Source organism: Mycobacterium sp. OTB74 (assembly GCF_029892685.1).
Classification (GTDB): Bacteria; Actinomycetota; Actinomycetes; order Mycobacteriales; family Mycobacteriaceae; genus Mycobacterium.
The window spans coordinates 149,598-166,893 of sequence record NZ_JARXVD010000007.1 but is presented as its reverse complement, the minus strand read 5'-3'; the positions used below and the strand labels follow the sequence as shown (position 1 = coordinate 166,893).

The window sequence follows — 17,296 nt, the reverse complement described above, 5'->3', positions numbered from 1 at the left end:
ACTCGAATGGCCTGGGTGCGAAAAGTAGGGAAAAGTCCACACCAAACACCGTGTGAGCTCTTGACTGACGGTCGCAAACGGGCCAGTCTGTTGGGCAGCATGTGTTCGAGGGTCTTGTTCGTGGGTACAGGCGCCAGCCAGCGTCAGCCGGTGCGACCCTCTTTGCAGCGTGCCGTGGTTGAGGAATGCGCCGTCCTACGGTAGTGTTGGACTTTGCGCTGGCTGCATCCTGCCCATCTCACCTGTACCTGACACCGTGGACCTAGTCTGAGTTCTGCTCAGCACTCTAAGTTGCGTGCCGTGTATTCGGAGAGTCTGGTCTTGGACCGGGCATGATCCAGTCAGCCGGACCGACGCAGATAGAGCGGCTTTTCGGGAACCGGTTCAACCGGCACCGATAGGGTCGCGTGAGGTGCTGGAAGGACGCATCTTGGCAGTCTCTCGCCAGAGCAAGTCAGTAGATACCCACAACTCCGTTCCGGGAGCACCCAACCGAGTTTCCTTCGCCAAGCTGCGCGAGCCGCTGGAGGTTCCTGGGCTGCTCGATGTGCAGACGGATTCCTTCGATTGGCTGGTCGGTTCGCCCGAATGGCGCGCGAAGGCCGTCGAGCGTGGCGATATCGATCCCAAGGGCGGCCTCGAAGAGGTGCTCGACGAATTGTCCCCGATCGAGGACTTCGCCGGCACCCTGTCGCTGAGCTTCTCCGACCCGCGTTTCGACGAGGTCAAAGCTCCGGTCGATGAGTGCAAGGAAAAGGACCAGACGTACGCGGCCCCGCTGTTCGTCACCGCGGAGTTCATCAACAACACCACCGGCGAGATCAAGAGCCAGACGGTCTTCATGGGTGACTTCCCGATGATGACCGAAAAGGGCACCTTCATCATCAACGGCACCGAGCGCGTCGTCGTGTCGCAGCTCGTCCGTTCGCCGGGTGTGTACTTCGACGAGGCCATCGACAAGGCCACCGAGAAGACCCTGCACAGCGTCAAGGTCATCCCCGGTCGTGGCGCCTGGCTCGAGTTCGACGTCGACAAGCGCGACACCGTCGGCGTGCGCATCGACCGCAAGCGCCGTCAGCCGGTCACCGTGCTGCTCAAGGCGCTGGGTTGGACCAACGAGCAGATCCGGGAGCGTTTCGGCTTCTCCGAGATCATGATGGGCACCCTCGAGAAGGACCCGACCGCCGGTCCCGACGAGGCGCTGCTGGACATCTACCGCAAGCTGCGTCCGGGCGAGCCGCCGACCAAGGAGTCCGCGCAGGCTCTGCTGGAGAACCTGTTCTTCAAGGAGAAGCGCTACGACCTGGCCCGCGTGGGCCGCTACAAGGTCAACAAGAAGCTGGGCCTGAACGCCGGCCAGCCGATCACCAGCTCGACGCTGACCGAAGAGGACATCGTCGCCACCATCGAGTACCTGGTGCGTCTGCACGACGGCGACAAGACCATGACCGCTCCGGGCGGCGTGGAGGTCCCGGTTGACGTCGACGACATCGACCACTTCGGTAACCGTCGTCTACGTACCGTCGGCGAGCTGATCCAGAACCAGATCCGGGTCGGCCTGTCGCGCATGGAGCGTGTCGTGCGTGAGCGCATGACCACCCAGGATGTCGAGGCGATCACCCCGCAGACCCTGATCAACATCCGCCCCGTCGTGGCGGCGATCAAGGAGTTCTTCGGTACCAGCCAGCTGTCGCAGTTCATGGACCAGAACAACCCGCTGTCGGGTCTGACCCACAAGCGTCGTCTGTCGGCGCTGGGCCCCGGCGGTCTGTCCCGTGAGCGCGCCGGCCTCGAGGTCCGCGACGTCCACTCGTCGCACTACGGCCGTATGTGCCCGATCGAGACCCCCGAAGGTCCGAACATCGGTCTGATCGGTTCGCTGTCGGTGTACGCCCGGGTCAACCCGTTCGGCTTCATCGAGACCCCGTACCGCAAGGTCACCGACGGTGTGGTCACCGACCAGATCGACTACCTGACCGCCGACGAGGAGGACCGCCACGTCGTGGCGCAGGCCAACTCGCCGCTGGACGAGAAGGGTCACTTCACCGAAGAGCGCATCCTGGTTCGTCGTAAGGGTGGCGAGGTCGAGTACGTCGCCTCCACCGACGTGGACTACATGGACGTCTCGCCGCGCCAGATGGTGTCGGTCGCCACGGCCATGATCCCGTTCCTCGAGCACGACGACGCCAACCGCGCCCTGATGGGTGCCAACATGCAGCGCCAGGCGGTTCCGCTGGTGCGCAGCGAGGCCCCGCTGGTCGGTACCGGCATGGAACTCCGTGCCGCGATCGACGCCGGTGATGTCGTGGTGGCCGACAAGGCCGGTGTGGTCGAAGAGGTCTCCGCCGACTACGTCACCGTGATGGCCGACGAGGGCACCCGGCACACCTACCGGATGCGTAAGTTCAACCGCTCCAACCACGGCACCTGCGCGAACCAGCGCCCGATCGTGGACTCCGGTCAGCGTGTCGAGGCCGGCCAGGTCATCGCCGACGGCCCCTGCACCGAGAACGGTGAGATGGCCCTGGGCAAGAACCTGTTGGTCGCGGTCATGCCGTGGGAAGGCCACAACTACGAGGACGCGATCATCCTGAGCCAGCGTCTGGTGGAGCAGGACGTGCTCACCTCGATTCACATCGAGGAGCACGAGATCGATGCTCGCGACACCAAGCTGGGCGCCGAGGAGATCACCCGGGACATCCCGAACGTCTCCGATGAGGTGTTGGCTGACCTCGACGAGCGCGGCATCGTCCGCATCGGCGCCGAGGTCCGCGACGGCGACATCCTGGTCGGCAAGGTCACCCCGAAGGGTGAGACCGAGCTGACTCCGGAAGAGCGCCTGCTGCGTGCCATCTTCGGTGAGAAGGCCCGTGAGGTCCGCGACACCTCGCTGAAGGTGCCGCACGGTGAGTCCGGCAAGGTCATCGGCGTCCGGGTGTTCTCGCGCGAGGACGACGACGATCTGCCCGCCGGCGTCAACGAGCTGGTCCGCGTCTACGTGGCCCAGAAGCGCAAGATCTCCGACGGTGACAAGCTCGCCGGCCGCCACGGCAACAAGGGCGTCATCGGCAAGATCCTGCCGATCGAGGACATGCCGTTCATGCCGGACGGCACCCCGGTCGACATCATCCTGAACACCCACGGTGTGCCGCGTCGTATGAACATCGGCCAGATCCTGGAAACCCACCTCGGGTGGGTGGCCAAGGCCGGCTGGGAAATTGAGAAGGACGCAACCGGGAACTATCCAGCGTGGGCGGCCAACCTGCCCGAGGGGATGCAGAGCGCTCCGCGCGACAGCATTGTGGCCACCCCGGTGTTCGACGGTGCTCGCGAGAACGAGCTGCAGGGTCTGCTCGGCTCGACGCTGCCCAACCGTGACGGCGACGTCATGGTCGACGCAGACGGCAAGTCGCAGCTGTTCGACGGCCGTAGCGGTGAGCCGTTCCCGTACCCGGTGACGGTCGGCTACATGTACATCCTGAAGCTGCACCACTTGGTCGACGACAAGATCCACGCGCGTTCGACCGGCCCGTACTCGATGATCACCCAGCAGCCGCTCGGTGGTAAGGCGCAGTTCGGTGGCCAGCGGTTCGGTGAGATGGAGTGCTGGGCCATGCAGGCCTACGGTGCGGCGTACACGCTGCAGGAGCTGTTGACCATCAAGTCCGACGACACCGTCGGTCGTGTGAAGGTCTACGAGGCGATCGTCAAGGGCGAGAACATTCCTGAGCCGGGTATCCCGGAGTCGTTCAAGGTTCTGCTCAAGGAACTCCAGTCGCTGTGCCTCAACGTCGAGGTGCTGTCTTCGGACGGCGCTGCGATCGAGATGCGCGACAGTGACGACGAGGACTTGGAGCGCACCGCCGCGAACCTGGGTATCAACCTGTCGCGCAACGAGTCCGCGTCCGTCGAAGACCTGGCGTAGTTCTCGCTCAAGCCATCCGCCATAAAGTTTCAACACCCGCAAGGGGAAAGGGAGTTACGTGCTAGACGTCAACTTCTTCGATGAACTCCGCATCGGCCTGGCCACTGCCGAGGACATCCGCAATTGGTCCTTCGGTGAGGTCAAGAAGCCGGAGACCATCAACTACCGCACGCTCAAGCCCGAGAAGGACGGCCTGTTCTGCGAGAAGATCTTCGGACCGACTCGCGACTGGGAGTGCTACTGCGGTAAGTACAAGCGCGTCCGCTTCAAGGGCATCATCTGTGAGCGCTGCGGCGTCGAGGTGACTCGCGCCAAGGTGCGTCGTGAGCGGATGGGTCACATCGAGCTGGCCGCTCCGGTCACGCACATCTGGTACTTCAAGGGTGTGCCGTCGCGGTTGGGCTACCTGCTCGACCTGGCGCCGAAGGATCTCGAGAAGATCATCTACTTCGCTGCCTACGTCATCACCGCCGTCGACACCGAGATGCGGCACAACGAGCTGTCCACGCTCGAGGCCGAGATGGTCGTCGAGAAGAAGGCCGTCGAGGATCAGCGAGATCTCGACTTGGCCGAGCGCGCCCAGAAGCTCGAGAACGACATGGCCGAGCTGGAGAAGGAAGGCGCCAAGTCCGACGTCCGCCGCAAGGTGCGCGACGGCGGCGAGCGCGAGATGCGTCAGCTCCGCGACCGGGCCCAGCGCGAGCTGGACCGTCTCGACGAGATCTGGACCACCTTCACCAAGCTGGCTCCCAAGCAGCTCATCGTCGACGAGGTGCTCTACCGCGAGCTGCAGGATCGCTACGGCGAGTACTTCCAGGGCGCCATGGGCGCGGAGTCGATCAAGAAGCTCATCGAGACCTTCGACATCGACGCCGAGGCAGAGTCGCTGCGCGACACCATCAAGAACGGCAAGGGCCAGAAGAAGCTTCGCGCGCTGAAGCGTCTGAAAGTCGTTGCGGCATTCCAGCAATCGGGCAACTCGCCCATGGGCATGGTGCTCGACGCCGTTCCGGTGATCCCGCCGGAGCTGCGCCCGATGGTTCAGCTCGATGGTGGCCGCTTCGCCACCTCCGACCTGAACGACCTGTACCGCCGCGTCATCAACCGCAACAACCGGTTGAAGCGACTGATCGACCTCGGCGCGCCCGAGATCATCGTCAACAACGAGAAGCGCATGCTTCAGGAGTCGGTGGACGCGCTGTTCGACAACGGCCGTCGTGGCCGGCCGGTCACCGGTCCGGGCAACCGTCCGCTGAAGTCGCTGTCCGATCTGCTCAAGGGCAAGCAGGGCCGCTTCCGTCAGAACCTGCTGGGTAAGCGCGTCGACTACTCGGGCCGTTCGGTCATCGTGGTCGGTCCGCAGCTCAAGCTGCACCAGTGTGGTCTGCCGAAGCTGATGGCCCTCGAGCTGTTCAAGCCGTTCGTGATGAAGCGCCTGGTCGACCTGAACCACGCGCAGAACATCAAGAGCGCCAAGCGCATGGTCGAGCGTCAGCGCGCGCAGGTGTGGGATGTCCTCGAAGAGGTCATCGCCGAGCACCCGGTGCTGCTGAACCGTGCACCGACGCTGCACCGCCTGGGTATCCAGGCCTTCGAGCCGCAGCTGGTGGAAGGCAAGGCCATCCAGCTGCATCCGCTGGTGTGTGAGGCGTTCAACGCCGACTTCGACGGTGACCAGATGGCTGTGCACCTGCCGCTGTCGGCAGAGGCGCAGGCCGAGGCCCGCATCCTGATGCTGTCCTCGAACAACATCCTGTCGCCCGCGTCGGGTCGCCCGCTGGCCATGCCGCGTCTGGACATGGTGACCGGCCTGTTCTTCCTGACCACCCACATCGAGGGTGACACCGGCGAATTCAAGCCGGCAGGCAAGGATCAGGCGGAAACCGGTGTGTACAGCAGCCCGGCCGAGGCCATCATGGCCATGGACCGCGGTGCGCTGTCGGTGCGCGCCAAGATCAAGGTTCGGCTGACGCAGCTGCGTCCGCCGGCCGACATCGAGGCCGAGCTGTTCGAGGATGGCTGGAAGCCGGGCGACGCCTGGACCGCCGAGACCACCCTGGGCCGCGTGCTGTTCAACGAGCTGCTGCCCAAGGGCTACCCGTTCATCGACAAGCAGATGCACAAGAAGGTGCAGGCCGCGATCATCAACGATCTGGCCGAGCGCTACCCGATGATCGTGGTCGCTCAGACCGTGGACAAGCTCAAGGACGCCGGCTTCTACTGGGCCACACGTTCGGGCGTCACCGTGTCGATGGCCGACGTTCTGGTTCCGCCGCAGAAGCAGGAAATCCTGGAGCGCTACGAGGGCCAGGCCGACGCCATCGAGAAGAAGTACCAGCGCGGTGGTCTGAACCACGACGAGCGCAACGAATCGCTGGTCAAGATCTGGCAGCAGGCCACCGAAGAGGTGGGTAAAGCTCTGGAGGACTACTACCCGGCGGATAACCCGATCATCACCATCGTGAAGTCGGGCGCCACGGGTAACCTCACCCAGACCCGCACCCTGGCCGGCATGAAGGGTCTGGTGACCAACCCGAAGGGTGAGTTCATCCCGCGGCCCATCAAGTCGTCGTTCCGCGAGGGCCTGACGGTGTTGGAGTACTTCATCAACACCCACGGTGCCCGTAAGGGTCTGGCCGACACCGCGTTGCGTACCGCCGACTCGGGTTACCTGACCCGTCGTCTGGTGGACGTGTCGCAGGACGTCATCGTGCGCGAAGAAGACTGCCAGACCGAGCGTGGCGTCACCGTCACCTTGGCCGAGGTGCAGGCCGATGGCTCGCTGGTTCGCGACGCCCACGTCGAGACCTCGGCGTACGCGCGGACCCTGGCCACTGATGCCGTCGATGCCAACGGCAACGTCGTCGTCGAGCGTGGTCACGATCTGGGCGATCCGGCGATCGAGGCGCTGCTGGCCGCGGGCATCCCGCAGGTCAAGGTGCGTTCGGTGCTGACCTGTGCGACCGGTACTGGCGTGTGCGCCAAGTGCTATGGCCGCAGCATGGCCACCGGCAAGCTGGTCGACATCGGCGAGGCCGTTGGTATCGTCGCCGCCCAGTCCATCGGTGAGCCCGGTACCCAGCTGACCATGCGTACCTTCCACCAGGGTGGTGTTACCGGTGGCGCCGACATCGTCGGTGGTCTGCCCCGCGTGCAGGAGCTGTTCGAGGCCCGCGTGCCCCGCAACGTCGCTCCGATCGCCGACGTGGCCGGCCGGGTTCGGCTGGAAGAGGACGACAAGTTCTACAAGATCACCATCGTTCCCGACGATGGTGGCGAGGAAGTCGTCTACGACAAGCTGCCCCGCCGTAACCGCCGCCTGCGCGTGTTCAAGCACGACGACGGCAGCGAGCGCCTGCTCGCCGATGGTGACCACGTCGAGGTCGGTCAGCAGCTCATGGAGGGTTCGGCGAACCCGCATGAGGTGCTCCGGGTCCAGGGCCCGCGCGAGGTGCAGATTCACCTCGTCAAGGAGGTCCAGGAGGTCTACCGCGCCCAGGGTGTGTCGATCCACGACAAGCACATCGAGGTCATCGTTCGGCAGATGCTGCGTCGCGTCACCATCATCGACTCGGGCTCGACGGAGTTCCTGCCCGGCTCGCTGACCGAGCGTGGCGAGTTCGAGACCGAGAACCGTCGGGTGGTTGCCGAGGGCGGCGAGCCCGCGGCCGGCCGGCCGGTGCTCATGGGTATCACGAAGGCGTCGCTGGCCACCGATTCGTGGCTGTCGGCGGCGTCGTTCCAGGAGACCACTCGCGTGCTGACCGATGCGGCGATCAACTGCCGTAGCGACAAGCTGCAGGGTCTGAAGGAGAACGTGATCATCGGTAAGTTGATCCCGGCCGGTACCGGTATCAACCGTTACCGCAACATCCAGGTGCAGCCGACCGAGGAAGCCCGCGCTGCGGCGTACACGATCCCGTCGTACGAGGATCAGTACTACAGCCCGGACTTCGGCCAGGCCACCGGTGCTGCGGTGCCGCTGGACGATTACGGTTACAGCGACTACAGGTAGTCGAAGCGAGGAAGCCCCCGCCCCCTGTTTTGGGAGGCCGGGGCTTTTTCGTATCTGTGAGCAAAAACGCGCGAACGCCGCTACGTGCCTTCACACTCTTTGCTATGGAGGGCTGGTTCCGTTCGCCGCCATTGGCGCGCGTCGCGGTCATCATCATGGCCTGGTTCGGCTACGGGTTTCTGGTACTCAGAATGCTCGGGCCCCAGAGCGCCGACCGGATCGGGTTGTGGGTCGGTGCTGCATGCGTGGTGGGTGCCGGTGTCACGGTCGGCCTGGACCACCGGTTGCACCGCAAGTTCGGCTCGGTTGAGCAACTGCGGGCCTATCGGCGCGCGTTGCGCACCGGTGATTTTCCAGAAGGCGCCGACCCTGGCGTGTGGTTGCGCCGGCTGGCCGGCAGTCAGGCTTGGTGCGCGTTTGCCTGGCTCCTCGTCGGCCCGTATGTGCTGTTCGGCCTGATGGCCGGCATGTACTGGCAATCGGAATACCGATGGGCTCCGACTGCAGCCTTCGGGATCTTCGCGGTGTGGGGGTTTGGCTTCGTTGCCCTACGAGGCTCGCGCGTCAAGCGATTGACAGCCGCCATCCGGAACCGTCGCAGCGCGCTCCGCGCGGTTGACGGCACTGCGCCCGACAGGCAATCGGCCCGGCGGGAGGAAATGTTCGCCCAATCTCTGGCGCAGCGATTGGGCGTCGGCGCGCTGACGTGGATCATCATCGCCTCGTTGATGTTGTTGGTCGCCGACCTCGACTCGCTGTTCTACGGCGGCCCCTCAATCATCGGGCTGAGGTGGGCGGTGGGTTGTGCGGCTCTGCTGGGAATGGCATGGATGATCCTGAGCGACGAACGCGACTTGCGCCGGAACTTCGACTCCTATGACCAGTACGCCGAATACAACAGCACGCTGCGTACCGGATCGTTGCCGGCAGCCGTCGTACCCGATACCTGGAAGGCCCGGCTGCACACGAGTCGACGAGAAAACCTGTTCCGGTTGGTATGGGCGGGCTATCTGGTGGCGGTGGGCGCGGCTGCACTCATCGCTCGGCAGTCGCCGTATCACTGGGTGATCGCATCGCTGTACGAGCTGGTGGCGATATGGCTCCTCATCAACTGGTGGGTGATGCGTGAGCGCCTTGCGATGTTGACCGGAGCGGTGGAGCGCCACGTCGTCAGACAGACGTGGGGTTGAGCTGTCGGGCGGGCCGGCGTCCCGGCCGCTGTCATTAGACTGGCCGACGTGCTGATCGGATCGCATGTCAACGGTATGGACCCACTGGCCGAGGCCGCGGCGGACGGTGCCGATGTGGTGCAGTTCTTCCTCGGCAACCCGCAGAGCTGGAAGAAGCCCAAACCACGTGAAGATGCCGAGGTTCTCAAGGCGTCGGGCGTTCCGCTGTACGTGCACGCGCCGTACCTGATCAATCTCGCGTCGGCCAACAACAAGGTGCGCATCCCGTCCCGCAAAATTTTGCAGGACACCTGCGACGCCGCTGCCGAGATCGGTGCGACGGCAGTCATCGTGCACGGTGGTCACGCCGATGACAACGACATCGAGGCCGGCTTCGAGCGTTGGGTGAAAGCGCTGGCCGCCCTCACGACCGAGGTTCCGGTGTATTTGGAGAACACCGCCGGTGGCGACCACGCCATGGCCCGGCACTTCGACACCATCGCCCGGTTGTGGGATCACATCGGGGACAAGGGAATCGGCTTCTGCCTGGACACCTGCCACGCCTGGGCTGCGGGTGAGGTGCTGATCGACGCGGTGGAGCGAATCAAGTCCATCACCGGGCGCATCGACCTGGTGCACTGCAACGACTCCCGTGACGCCGCCGGCTCCGGCGCCGACCGCCACGCCAACTTCGGTGCGGGCCAGATCGATCCGCAGCTGCTGGCGGCCGTGGTGCGGGCAGCTGACGCGCCGGTCATCTGCGAGACCTCTGAAGAGGGGCGCAAGGACGACATCGCGTTCTTGCGCGAGAACATCTGATTCGTTACAGCGCAATCAACTCCGAGCCAACCCACAGCTTCGCCCGTTTTCCCGTCTGGATATGTGGTAGACGTTTCCGGTGGGAGACGTCAACACTGAAGTAGAAGCCGTCGACGCCGGGTATCAGCGGGGCTTGTCCGCGCGGACCGTGCAGATGATCGCGATCGGCGGGGCCATCGGTACCGGGTTGTTCTGGGGTGCCGGCGGCGCCATCGAGAAAGCCGGCCCGGCGCTGATCCTGGCCTACCTCGTTGCAGGCCTTGCGGTTTTCGTCATCATGCGAGCACTCGGTGAGTTGCTGGTGTACCGCCCGGTGTCCGGCAGTATCTCCGAGTACGCCGAGGAGTTTCTGGGCCGCTTCGCCGGTTTCGCCAACGGCTGGACGTACTGGGCGGTGTGGGTTACCACCTGCATGGCCGAGATCACGGTGGCCGGCAAGTATGTGCAGAACTGGGGCTGGGGCCATGCCATCCCGCAGTGGGTCACCGCGCTGGTGGTGCTGGTGGTGTTGTTCGTGGCCAATCTGATCTCGGTGAAGATCTTCGGTGAGGCCGAGTTCTGGTTCTCGATGATCAAGGTGACTGCCATCATCGGCATGATTCTCATCGGCATCGGTGTGCTGCTGCCGTTCACCGGCATGGCTCCCGGCCCGGGGTCGTCGCTGGCCAATCTGTGGAATGACGGCGGCTTCTTCTCGACCGGGTTCGCCTCGGCGTTGCTGAGCCTGCAGATCGTGGTGTTCGCATACGTCGGTGTCGAGCTGGTGGGCGTGACTGCGGGAGAGGCGGAGAACCCGAAAGTCACGCTGCGCAAGGCGATCAACACCTTGCCGTTCCGCATCGGGCTGTTCTACGTCGGCGCGCTGGTCATGATCCTGTCCATCCAGGGTTGGCGGCACTACCACGCCGGCCAGAGCCCTTTCGTTGCGGTATTCCAGTACCTCAACATCCCGGCGGCCGCGGGCATCGTGAACTTCATTCTGCTGACGGCGGCGCTGTCGTCGTGCAACTCGGGCATCTACTCCACCGGCCGCATGGTGCGCAGCTTGTCGCAGCGCGGCGATGCGCCGACCGGCCTGCAGCAACTCAGTAACCGACACGTGCCGATGCTGGCCATCTGTTTCTCGGCAATGGGCATGGGGTTGGGTGTGCTGGTGAACTACCTGTCGCCGGACAAGGCGTTTGCCTACATCACCTCGGTGTCGACCATCGGCATCATTTTCGTGTGGGGTTCGATCCTGGTGTCGCACATGGTCTATCGCAAGCGGGTGGCCGCGGGCCTGCTGCCCGCCTCGGACTACCGGCTGCCCGGTGCGCCCTACACGTCGGTATTGGCCCTGGCCTTCCTGGCCCTGGTCGTGGTGTTGCTGTTCTTCAGCGATGACGGACGCACCGCGATCATGGTGGGCGCCGTCTGGTTTGTGCTGGTGGTGCTCGGATACTTCATTCACCGGGCCGATCGGGCCGCGAAGGTTGGGGCAGTCGAACGCAACTAGCGACTGATATTACAATCCTTGTGCAACCGTCGGAGAACTGTAATACTCAGTTTATGGCCGATCGCTCGCACTTCGCAACCCCGCGCACCCATGACGTAACCAATCAGGTTCCACTGCTGGAGGACTACAACCCGGCCACCTCGCCGGTGCTGGCCGAGGCGCTGATCCGCGAGGGCGGCGAATGGGGCGTCGACGAGGTGCACGAGGTCGGCGCCATCGGTGGCAGTGCGAAGGCGCAGCGCTGGGGTGAGCTCGCCGACCGCAACGTTCCCATCCTGCACACCCACGACCGGTACGGTTACCGCGTCGACGAGGTCGAATACGATCCGGCCTACCACGAGCTGATGAATGTGGCCGTCACCCACGGCCTGCACGGTGCCCCGTGGGCCGACGATCGTCCGGGCGCGCACGTGGTGCGCGCCGCGAAGATGTCGGTATGGACGCCAGAGCCCGGGCACGTCTGCCCGATCTCGATGACCTACGCCGTGGTTCCCGCGCTGCGCTTCAACCCTGAGCTGTCCAAGATCTACGAGCCGCTGCTGACCAGCCGGGTCTATGACCCGGAGCTGAAAGTTCCTGCCACCAAAGCCGGTATCACGGCCGGTATGTCGATGACCGAGAAGCAGGGCGGCTCTGATGTGCGCGCCGGCTCCACCCAGGCGACCCCCAACGGTGACGGCAGTTACTTGCTGCGGGGCCACAAGTGGTTCACCTCGGCCCCTATGGGCGACATCTTCCTGGTCCTGGCCCAGGCGCCCGACGGGCTGTCGTGCTTCTTCCTGCCCCGGGTGCTGCCCGACGGCACCCGGAACCGCATGCACATTCAGCGGCTAAAGGACAAGCTGGGCAACCACGCCAACGCCTCCAGTGAGATCGAGTACGACGGAGCGGTCGCCTGGCTGGTCGGAGAGGAAGGCCGCGGCGTGCCGACCATTATCGAGATGGTCAACATGACCCGACTGGACTGCACGCTCGGTAGCGCAACCAGCATGCGCAGCGGTCTGACCCAGGCCGTGCACCACGCCCAGCATCGGAAGGCATTCGGCGCCTACCTGATCGACCAGCCGCTGATGCGCAACGTGCTCGCCGATATGGCCGTCGAGGCCGAGGCGGCGACCATGCTGGCCATGCGGATGGCCGGTGCGGCCGACAAGGCCGTCCGCGGCGATGAGCGCGAATCCCTCTTGCGACGAATCGGTTTGGCGGCCGGCAAGTACTGGGTGTGCAAGCGCGCCACGCCGCATGCCGCGGAGGCGATGGAATGCTTGGGCGGCAACGGTTATGCCGAGGAATCCGGCATGCCGCGGTTGTACCGGGAGGCCCCGTTGATGGGCATCTGGGAAGGTTCCGGCAACGTCAGCGCGCTGGATACCCTGCGCGCCATGGCAACCAAGCCGGAATGCATCGACGTGCTGTTCGACGAGCTGGCGCTGGCGCAGGAGCCACGGTTGGACGCGCACGTCAATTCGCTGAAGGCGCAACTCGCTGACGCACAGACCCTCGAATACCGCGGACGCAAAGTGGCCGAAGACATTTCGCTGGCCATGCAGGGCGCGCTGCTGGTGCGGCACGGACATCCCGCGGTGGCCGAGGCGTTTCTGGCCAGCCGCCTCGGCGGCCAGTGGGGCGGCGCGTTCGGCACCCTGCCCACGGGGCTGGACCTCGCTCCGATCATCGAGCGCGCGCTCGTCAAAGGATGAACACGCTCAACACGATGACCTACGAGGTCACCGATCGCGTCGCGCGAATCACGTTCAACCGCCCGGAAAAGGGCAACTCCATAGTCGCGGACACGCCAGTGGAGTTGGCGGCGTGTGTCGAACGCGCGGACCTCGATCCGAACGTGCACGTGATCCTGGTGTCGGGTCGGGGTGAGGGGTTCTGCGCCGGTTTCGATCTGAGCGCCTACGCCGACGGCACCGGGTCGGCCGGCGGATCAGCGCACCGCGGCACCGTACTGGACGGGAAAACCCAAGCGGTCAATCATCTTCCGGACCGGCCATGGGATCCGATGATCGACTACCAGATGATGAGCCGCTTCGTACGAGGCTTCTCGTCCTTGATGCACTGCGACAAGCCGACAGTGGTCAAGATCCACGGCTACTGCGTTGCGGGCGGCACCGATATCGCGCTGCACGCCGATCAGGTGATCGCCGCCTCCGATGCCAAGATCGGCTACCCGCCCATGCGGGTGTGGGGTGTGCCGGCGGCCGGGCTCTGGGCACACCGGCTGGGGGACCAGCGCGCGAAACGTCTGCTCTTCACCGGCGATTGCATCACCGGCGCGCAAGCCGCCGAATGGGGTCTGGCCGTCGAAGCACCCGAACCGCAAGACCTTGACGAACGCACCGAACGGCTCGTCGCGCGTATCGCGGCCATGCCGGTCAATCAGCTGATCATGGCCAAGCTGGCCTGCAATACCTCGCTGCTGCAGCAGGGTGTGGCGACCAGTCGGATGGTCAGCACGGTGTTCGACGGCATCGCCCGGCACACCCCGGAAGGGCACGCGTTCGTCGCCGACGCGGTGCAGCACGGCTTCCGGGACGCGGTGCGGCACCGGGACGATCCGTTCGGGGATGCGGGCCGCGTTGCCTCCGGGGTCTGAGGTCAAGCGACTCACCGCACGATCGGTGGTGCTCAGCGTCCTGCTGGGCGCGCACCCTGCTTGGGCATCGGCCGCTGAATTGGTCAGGCTCACTGCTGATTTCGACATCAAGGAACAAACGCTGCGGGTGGCGCTGACCCGCATGGTCAGCGCCGGAGATCTGGTGCGGTCGGCCGACGGGTATCGGTTGGCCGATCGGTTGCTTACCCGGCAACGGCGTCAGGACGCCGCCATCGACCCGCAGCTCAAGCCATGGGACGGCACCTGGACCACCGTCGTCATCACTACCGTCGGCGCTGATGCGCGGACTCGGGCTGATCTGCGAAATGACCTGATACAGAACCGGTTCGGAGAACTTCGCGAAGGCCTGTGGTTACGTCCGGACAACTTGACCGCTGAGCTACCGGCGGAGATAGCGACCAATGCGCGGGTCTTGAGCAGCCGTGATGGCGATCCGGTGGGGCTGGCCGTGACGCTGTGGGACCTGCCCGAGTGGGCCGCGACGGCGCGCCGACTGCTCGACGAGATTGCCGCGGCCACCGACGTTCCCGGCCGGTTTGTTGCTGCCGCGGCCATTGTTCGGCAGCTGCTGACGGACCCGGTGCTGCCGGCCGAACTGCTCCCCGGAGATTGGCCCGGCAACCAGCTGCGCCAGGCCTACGCTGATTTCGCCGCCGAATTGACCGCGCGGCGTGACCAATCGATGGAGGCGATGTGAACGATCCGGTGCGGGTGGAGAAGAACGGGCCCGTGACGACGGTCGTCATCGACCGCCCCGGGGCCCGCAATGCGGTCGACCGGCCGACGGCCGAGGCTCTCTATGCGGCATTCGACGAATTCGACCGCGACGAGTCTGCGTCGGTTGCGGTGCTGTGGGGTGACAACGGAACGTTTTGCGCCGGAGCCGATCTCAAGGCGTTCGGTACCCCGCAGATGAACCGAACCGAGGCCACGGGGCCCGGGCCCATGGGACCGAGCCGGATGATGCTGTCCAAGCCGGTGATCGCCGCGGTCAGTGGTTATGCCGTCGCCGGCGGTTTGGAATTGGCGCTGTGGTGCGACTTGCGGGTCGCCGAGGAAAACGCCACCTTCGGTGTGTTCTGCAGACGTTGGGGTGTCCCGTTGATCGATGGCGGAACCGTGCGACTGCCCCGGCTGATCGGGCAGAGTCGAGCGATGGACCTGATTCTCACCGGTCGTCAGGTCGACGCCGCGGAGGCCCTGGCGATCGGGCTGGCCAATCGGGTGGTACCCACTGGACAGTCCCGCCAGAAGGCCGAGGAACTGGCTCTTGAGCTGGCTGCGCTGCCGCAGCTGTGTCTGCGCGCAGACCGGATGTCCGCGCTGCGGCAGTGGGGCGAATCAGAGGCATCTGCAATGGATTTCGAGTTCCGGAGCCTTGAGCAGGTGGCCGCGGAATCGGTCGCAGGCGCCAGGCGGTTCGCCGACGGCGCCGGACGGCATGGGGCCAAGGCCTGATCCGGTGGTACGGGCTCAGCCCTTGCGGATGGTGTTCCCGCTGCCGGTGTCGTTGACCTTGGGCGAGCCATCTTTGTAGGTGACGGTGGCGTGCATGCCGACGACGTCGAGTTGCTGGTCGATCTTGTCGAAGGTCACCTTGTTGTCAGTGCCTCCGATGTTGGCCTTGGCGCAGGTGCCTTTGACCGTCAGGGTGTTGTTGGCGCCGCCAACGGTCAGCGATTTTCCGTTGGCGCAATCGACTTCCGCCGTCGTGCCCACCGAGCTGTAGTTGATGGTGTTACCGACTTCGATCGGCGGGCTGACCGACGATGCTCCAGCGCCAGAACCGCCGTCGTTCGAGGTTCCGCAGCCCGCCAGCACCATGGCTGCGGCGGCGAAGGCGCCGATCGTTGCCGTGATCTTGGTGGAGTTCATTTGTGGTCCCTCCCTGTCGGCGAACAGCGCCTTTTCGGTACCCCTATTGGTCCCTGGAACGTTACGCCGGAGCCCGGTTCAGCCGGTTCGTCATGCCGAGCTCGCGCCCGCGGTCGATCAGCGCCGGGTCTCCGTTGTGGTAGATCACCGTCTGGTTGGCCCCGTACACCGTGATGTCGTTGACGACGGTGTCGGCGATGATGACGTTCGACGATCCCTGCACCGTCACCGCCCAGCAGGTGCCGAAGGCATTGATGGTGTTGCCGGAGCCGTTGACGAACAGCGTGCCGCCACCACAGTCCAGGGTCTGGTTGATGCCCTGCCCGACGATGTGTGTGTCACCGTTGATCGCGGCTGCGTTCGGCACGCCGAGCGCAAGCGGCAGGACCAGCACTCCGCTAACCAGTGCAGCGCCCCACGCTCTGAAACCCACGATTTTCTTTCCCCCTTCGCTCGGCTGAGGCAGACCCAGCGGCGGTCTGTGTAGAGGGAGCCTACGTTGCCGCAACGATTTAGCGGCGGCGGTTCGCCCGTTCTGTGGGACTTCTGGTCGCACCGGAATGAGACGCGGTTACAAGAAGTACCCGATTGAGCCTGAATCTGCAGCGTCTTAAGGTTAGAGTCATTAGTTAAATTCGCCGTAGGGTGCGCGGTCGAATCCACGACGACTATGGAGGAACGGCTACATGGCAGCTCGGCCAGAGTCGCAGCGGCTGGGCGATGCCCGGGCCGCAGCGCCGGCGCGATCGCGCGGGGCGGCGCGGTCCACCAAGCTCAGTCGGGACTCAATTGTCAATGCCGCGCTGACGTTTCTGGACCGCGACGGTTGGGACGCGCTGACCATCAACGCTCTGGCGAATCAGCTCGGGACCAAGGGCCCGTCGCTGTACAACCACGTGCAGAGCCTCGATGACCTGCGTCGAACCGTCCGGATGCGGGTCATCGACGACATCATCGGGATGCTCAACACAGTGGGGGAGGGCCGCAGTCGAGACGACGCGGTCATGGCGATGGCCAGCGCGTACCGCAGCTATGCGCGTCATCACGCCGGTCGGTATTCGGCCTTCACCCGCATGCCCCTGGGCGGTGACGACCCCGAGTACACCGCGGCCACCCACGCTGCTGCGGGCCCGGTCATCGCGGTGCTCGCCTCCTACGGGATGGACGACGAGAACGCTTTCTATGCGGCGCTCGAATTCTGGTCCGCGCTGCACGGATTCGTCCTGCTGGAGATGACGGGCGTGATGGACGGCGTCGACACGGATGCGGTTTTCACCAACATGGTGCTGAGGCTGGCGGCCGGGATGGAACGGCGCGGGTAGCTTCTGTAGGCATGGTCGTCGTGGCCCGGGCCGCATTGCACTCGCCGTCC

General features: G+C 64.9%; 12 protein-coding genes. 10 read left to right on the top strand and 2 right to left on the bottom strand.

Annotated elements, in window-relative coordinates:
• The first annotated feature begins 412 nt into the window (after window positions 1–412).
• The 9 genes from M2432_RS12295 to M2432_RS12255 all read left to right on the top strand — a co-directional run bounded on the left by M2432_RS12295 (window position 413) and on the right by M2432_RS12255 (window position 15,507).
• Window positions 413–3,925 carry a DNA-directed RNA polymerase subunit beta gene (locus M2432_RS12295; protein WP_280827083.1) on the top strand — a complete coding sequence of 1,171 codons (3,513 nt, stop codon included), beginning with the start codon at window positions 413–415 and terminating at the stop codon, window positions 3,923–3,925.
• Window positions 3,926–3,983: 58 nt separating this feature from the next.
• The gene (locus M2432_RS12290) at window positions 3,984–7,940 is read left to right on the top strand and encodes a DNA-directed RNA polymerase subunit beta' (RefSeq protein WP_280827082.1); all 3,957 of its coding nucleotides are present in this window, start codon (window positions 3,984–3,986) and stop codon (window positions 7,938–7,940) included.
• A gap of 104 nt (window positions 7,941–8,044) precedes the next feature.
• Entirely contained in the window at window positions 8,045–9,130 is a 1,086-nt protein-coding gene (locus M2432_RS12285; protein ID WP_280827081.1) for a hypothetical protein, read from the top strand.
• Window positions 9,131–9,178: 48 nt separating this feature from the next.
• Window positions 9,179–9,928, top strand: a complete 750-nt coding sequence (locus M2432_RS12280) for a deoxyribonuclease IV (protein ID WP_280827080.1) — start codon at window positions 9,179–9,181, stop codon at window positions 9,926–9,928.
• A gap of 79 nt (window positions 9,929–10,007) precedes the next feature.
• Entirely contained in the window at window positions 10,008–11,423 is a 1,416-nt protein-coding gene (locus M2432_RS12275) for an amino acid permease (RefSeq protein ID WP_280827079.1), read from the top strand.
• A gap of 53 nt (window positions 11,424–11,476) precedes the next feature.
• Window positions 11,477–13,123 carry an acyl-CoA dehydrogenase family protein gene (locus M2432_RS12270; protein WP_280827078.1) on the top strand — a complete coding sequence of 549 codons (1,647 nt, stop codon included), beginning with the start codon at window positions 11,477–11,479 and terminating at the stop codon, window positions 13,121–13,123.
• Entirely contained in the window at window positions 13,120–14,028 is a 909-nt protein-coding gene (locus M2432_RS12265; protein ID WP_280827077.1) for a crotonase/enoyl-CoA hydratase family protein, read from the top strand. The genes M2432_RS12270 and M2432_RS12265 overlap by 4 nt, the downstream gene beginning before the upstream one ends.
• Window positions 14,000–14,746, top strand: coding sequence for a PaaX family transcriptional regulator C-terminal domain-containing protein (locus M2432_RS12260; RefSeq protein ID WP_280827076.1), 747 nt, complete (start codon window positions 14,000–14,002; stop codon window positions 14,744–14,746). Before M2432_RS12265 ends, M2432_RS12260 begins: the two co-directional genes overlap by 29 nt.
• On the top strand, window positions 14,743–15,507 hold the full coding sequence (locus M2432_RS12255; RefSeq protein WP_280827075.1) for a crotonase/enoyl-CoA hydratase family protein: 765 nt from the start codon (window positions 14,743–14,745) through the stop codon (window positions 15,505–15,507). The genes M2432_RS12260 and M2432_RS12255 overlap by 4 nt, the downstream gene beginning before the upstream one ends.
• 15 nt (window positions 15,508–15,522) lie before the next feature.
• Here M2432_RS12255 and M2432_RS12250 read toward each other — a convergent pair whose 3' ends face one another.
• A complete protein-coding gene (locus M2432_RS12250; protein WP_280827074.1) occupies window positions 15,523–15,924 on the bottom strand; it encodes a DUF3060 domain-containing protein in 402 nt (133 codons plus the stop codon).
• A 61-nt stretch (window positions 15,925–15,985) separates the two neighbouring features.
• Complete coding sequence (locus M2432_RS12245; RefSeq protein WP_280827073.1) at window positions 15,986–16,357, bottom strand: DUF3060 domain-containing protein; 372 nt, start codon at window positions 16,355–16,357, stop codon at window positions 15,986–15,988.
• Window positions 16,358–16,610: 253 nt separating this feature from the next.
• Between M2432_RS12245 and M2432_RS12240 the strand changes: the two genes are divergently transcribed.
• Entirely contained in the window at window positions 16,611–17,246 is a 636-nt protein-coding gene (locus M2432_RS12240; RefSeq protein WP_280827072.1) for a TetR/AcrR family transcriptional regulator, read from the top strand.
• Window positions 17,247–17,296 lie beyond the last annotated feature (50 nt).

Bases quoted from the DNA above. Each gene is read 5' to 3' on its own strand.
- M2432_RS12285 (WP_280827081.1), top strand. From the start codon at position 8,045: ATGGAGGGCTGGTTCCGTTCGCCGCCATTGGCGCGCGTCGCGGTCATC.
- M2432_RS12250 (WP_280827074.1), bottom strand. From the start codon at position 15,924: ATGAACTCCACCAAGATCACGGCAACGATCGGCGCCTTCGCCGCCGCA.
- M2432_RS12265 (WP_280827077.1), top strand. From the start codon at position 13,120: ATGAACACGCTCAACACGATGACCTACGAGGTCACCGATCGCGTCGCG.
- M2432_RS12240 (WP_280827072.1), top strand. From the start codon at position 16,611: ATGGCAGCTCGGCCAGAGTCGCAGCGGCTGGGCGATGCCCGGGCCGCA.
- M2432_RS12270 (WP_280827078.1), top strand. From the start codon at position 11,477: ATGGCCGATCGCTCGCACTTCGCAACCCCGCGCACCCATGACGTAACC.
- M2432_RS12260 (WP_280827076.1), top strand. From the start codon at position 14,000: ATGCGGGCCGCGTTGCCTCCGGGGTCTGAGGTCAAGCGACTCACCGCA.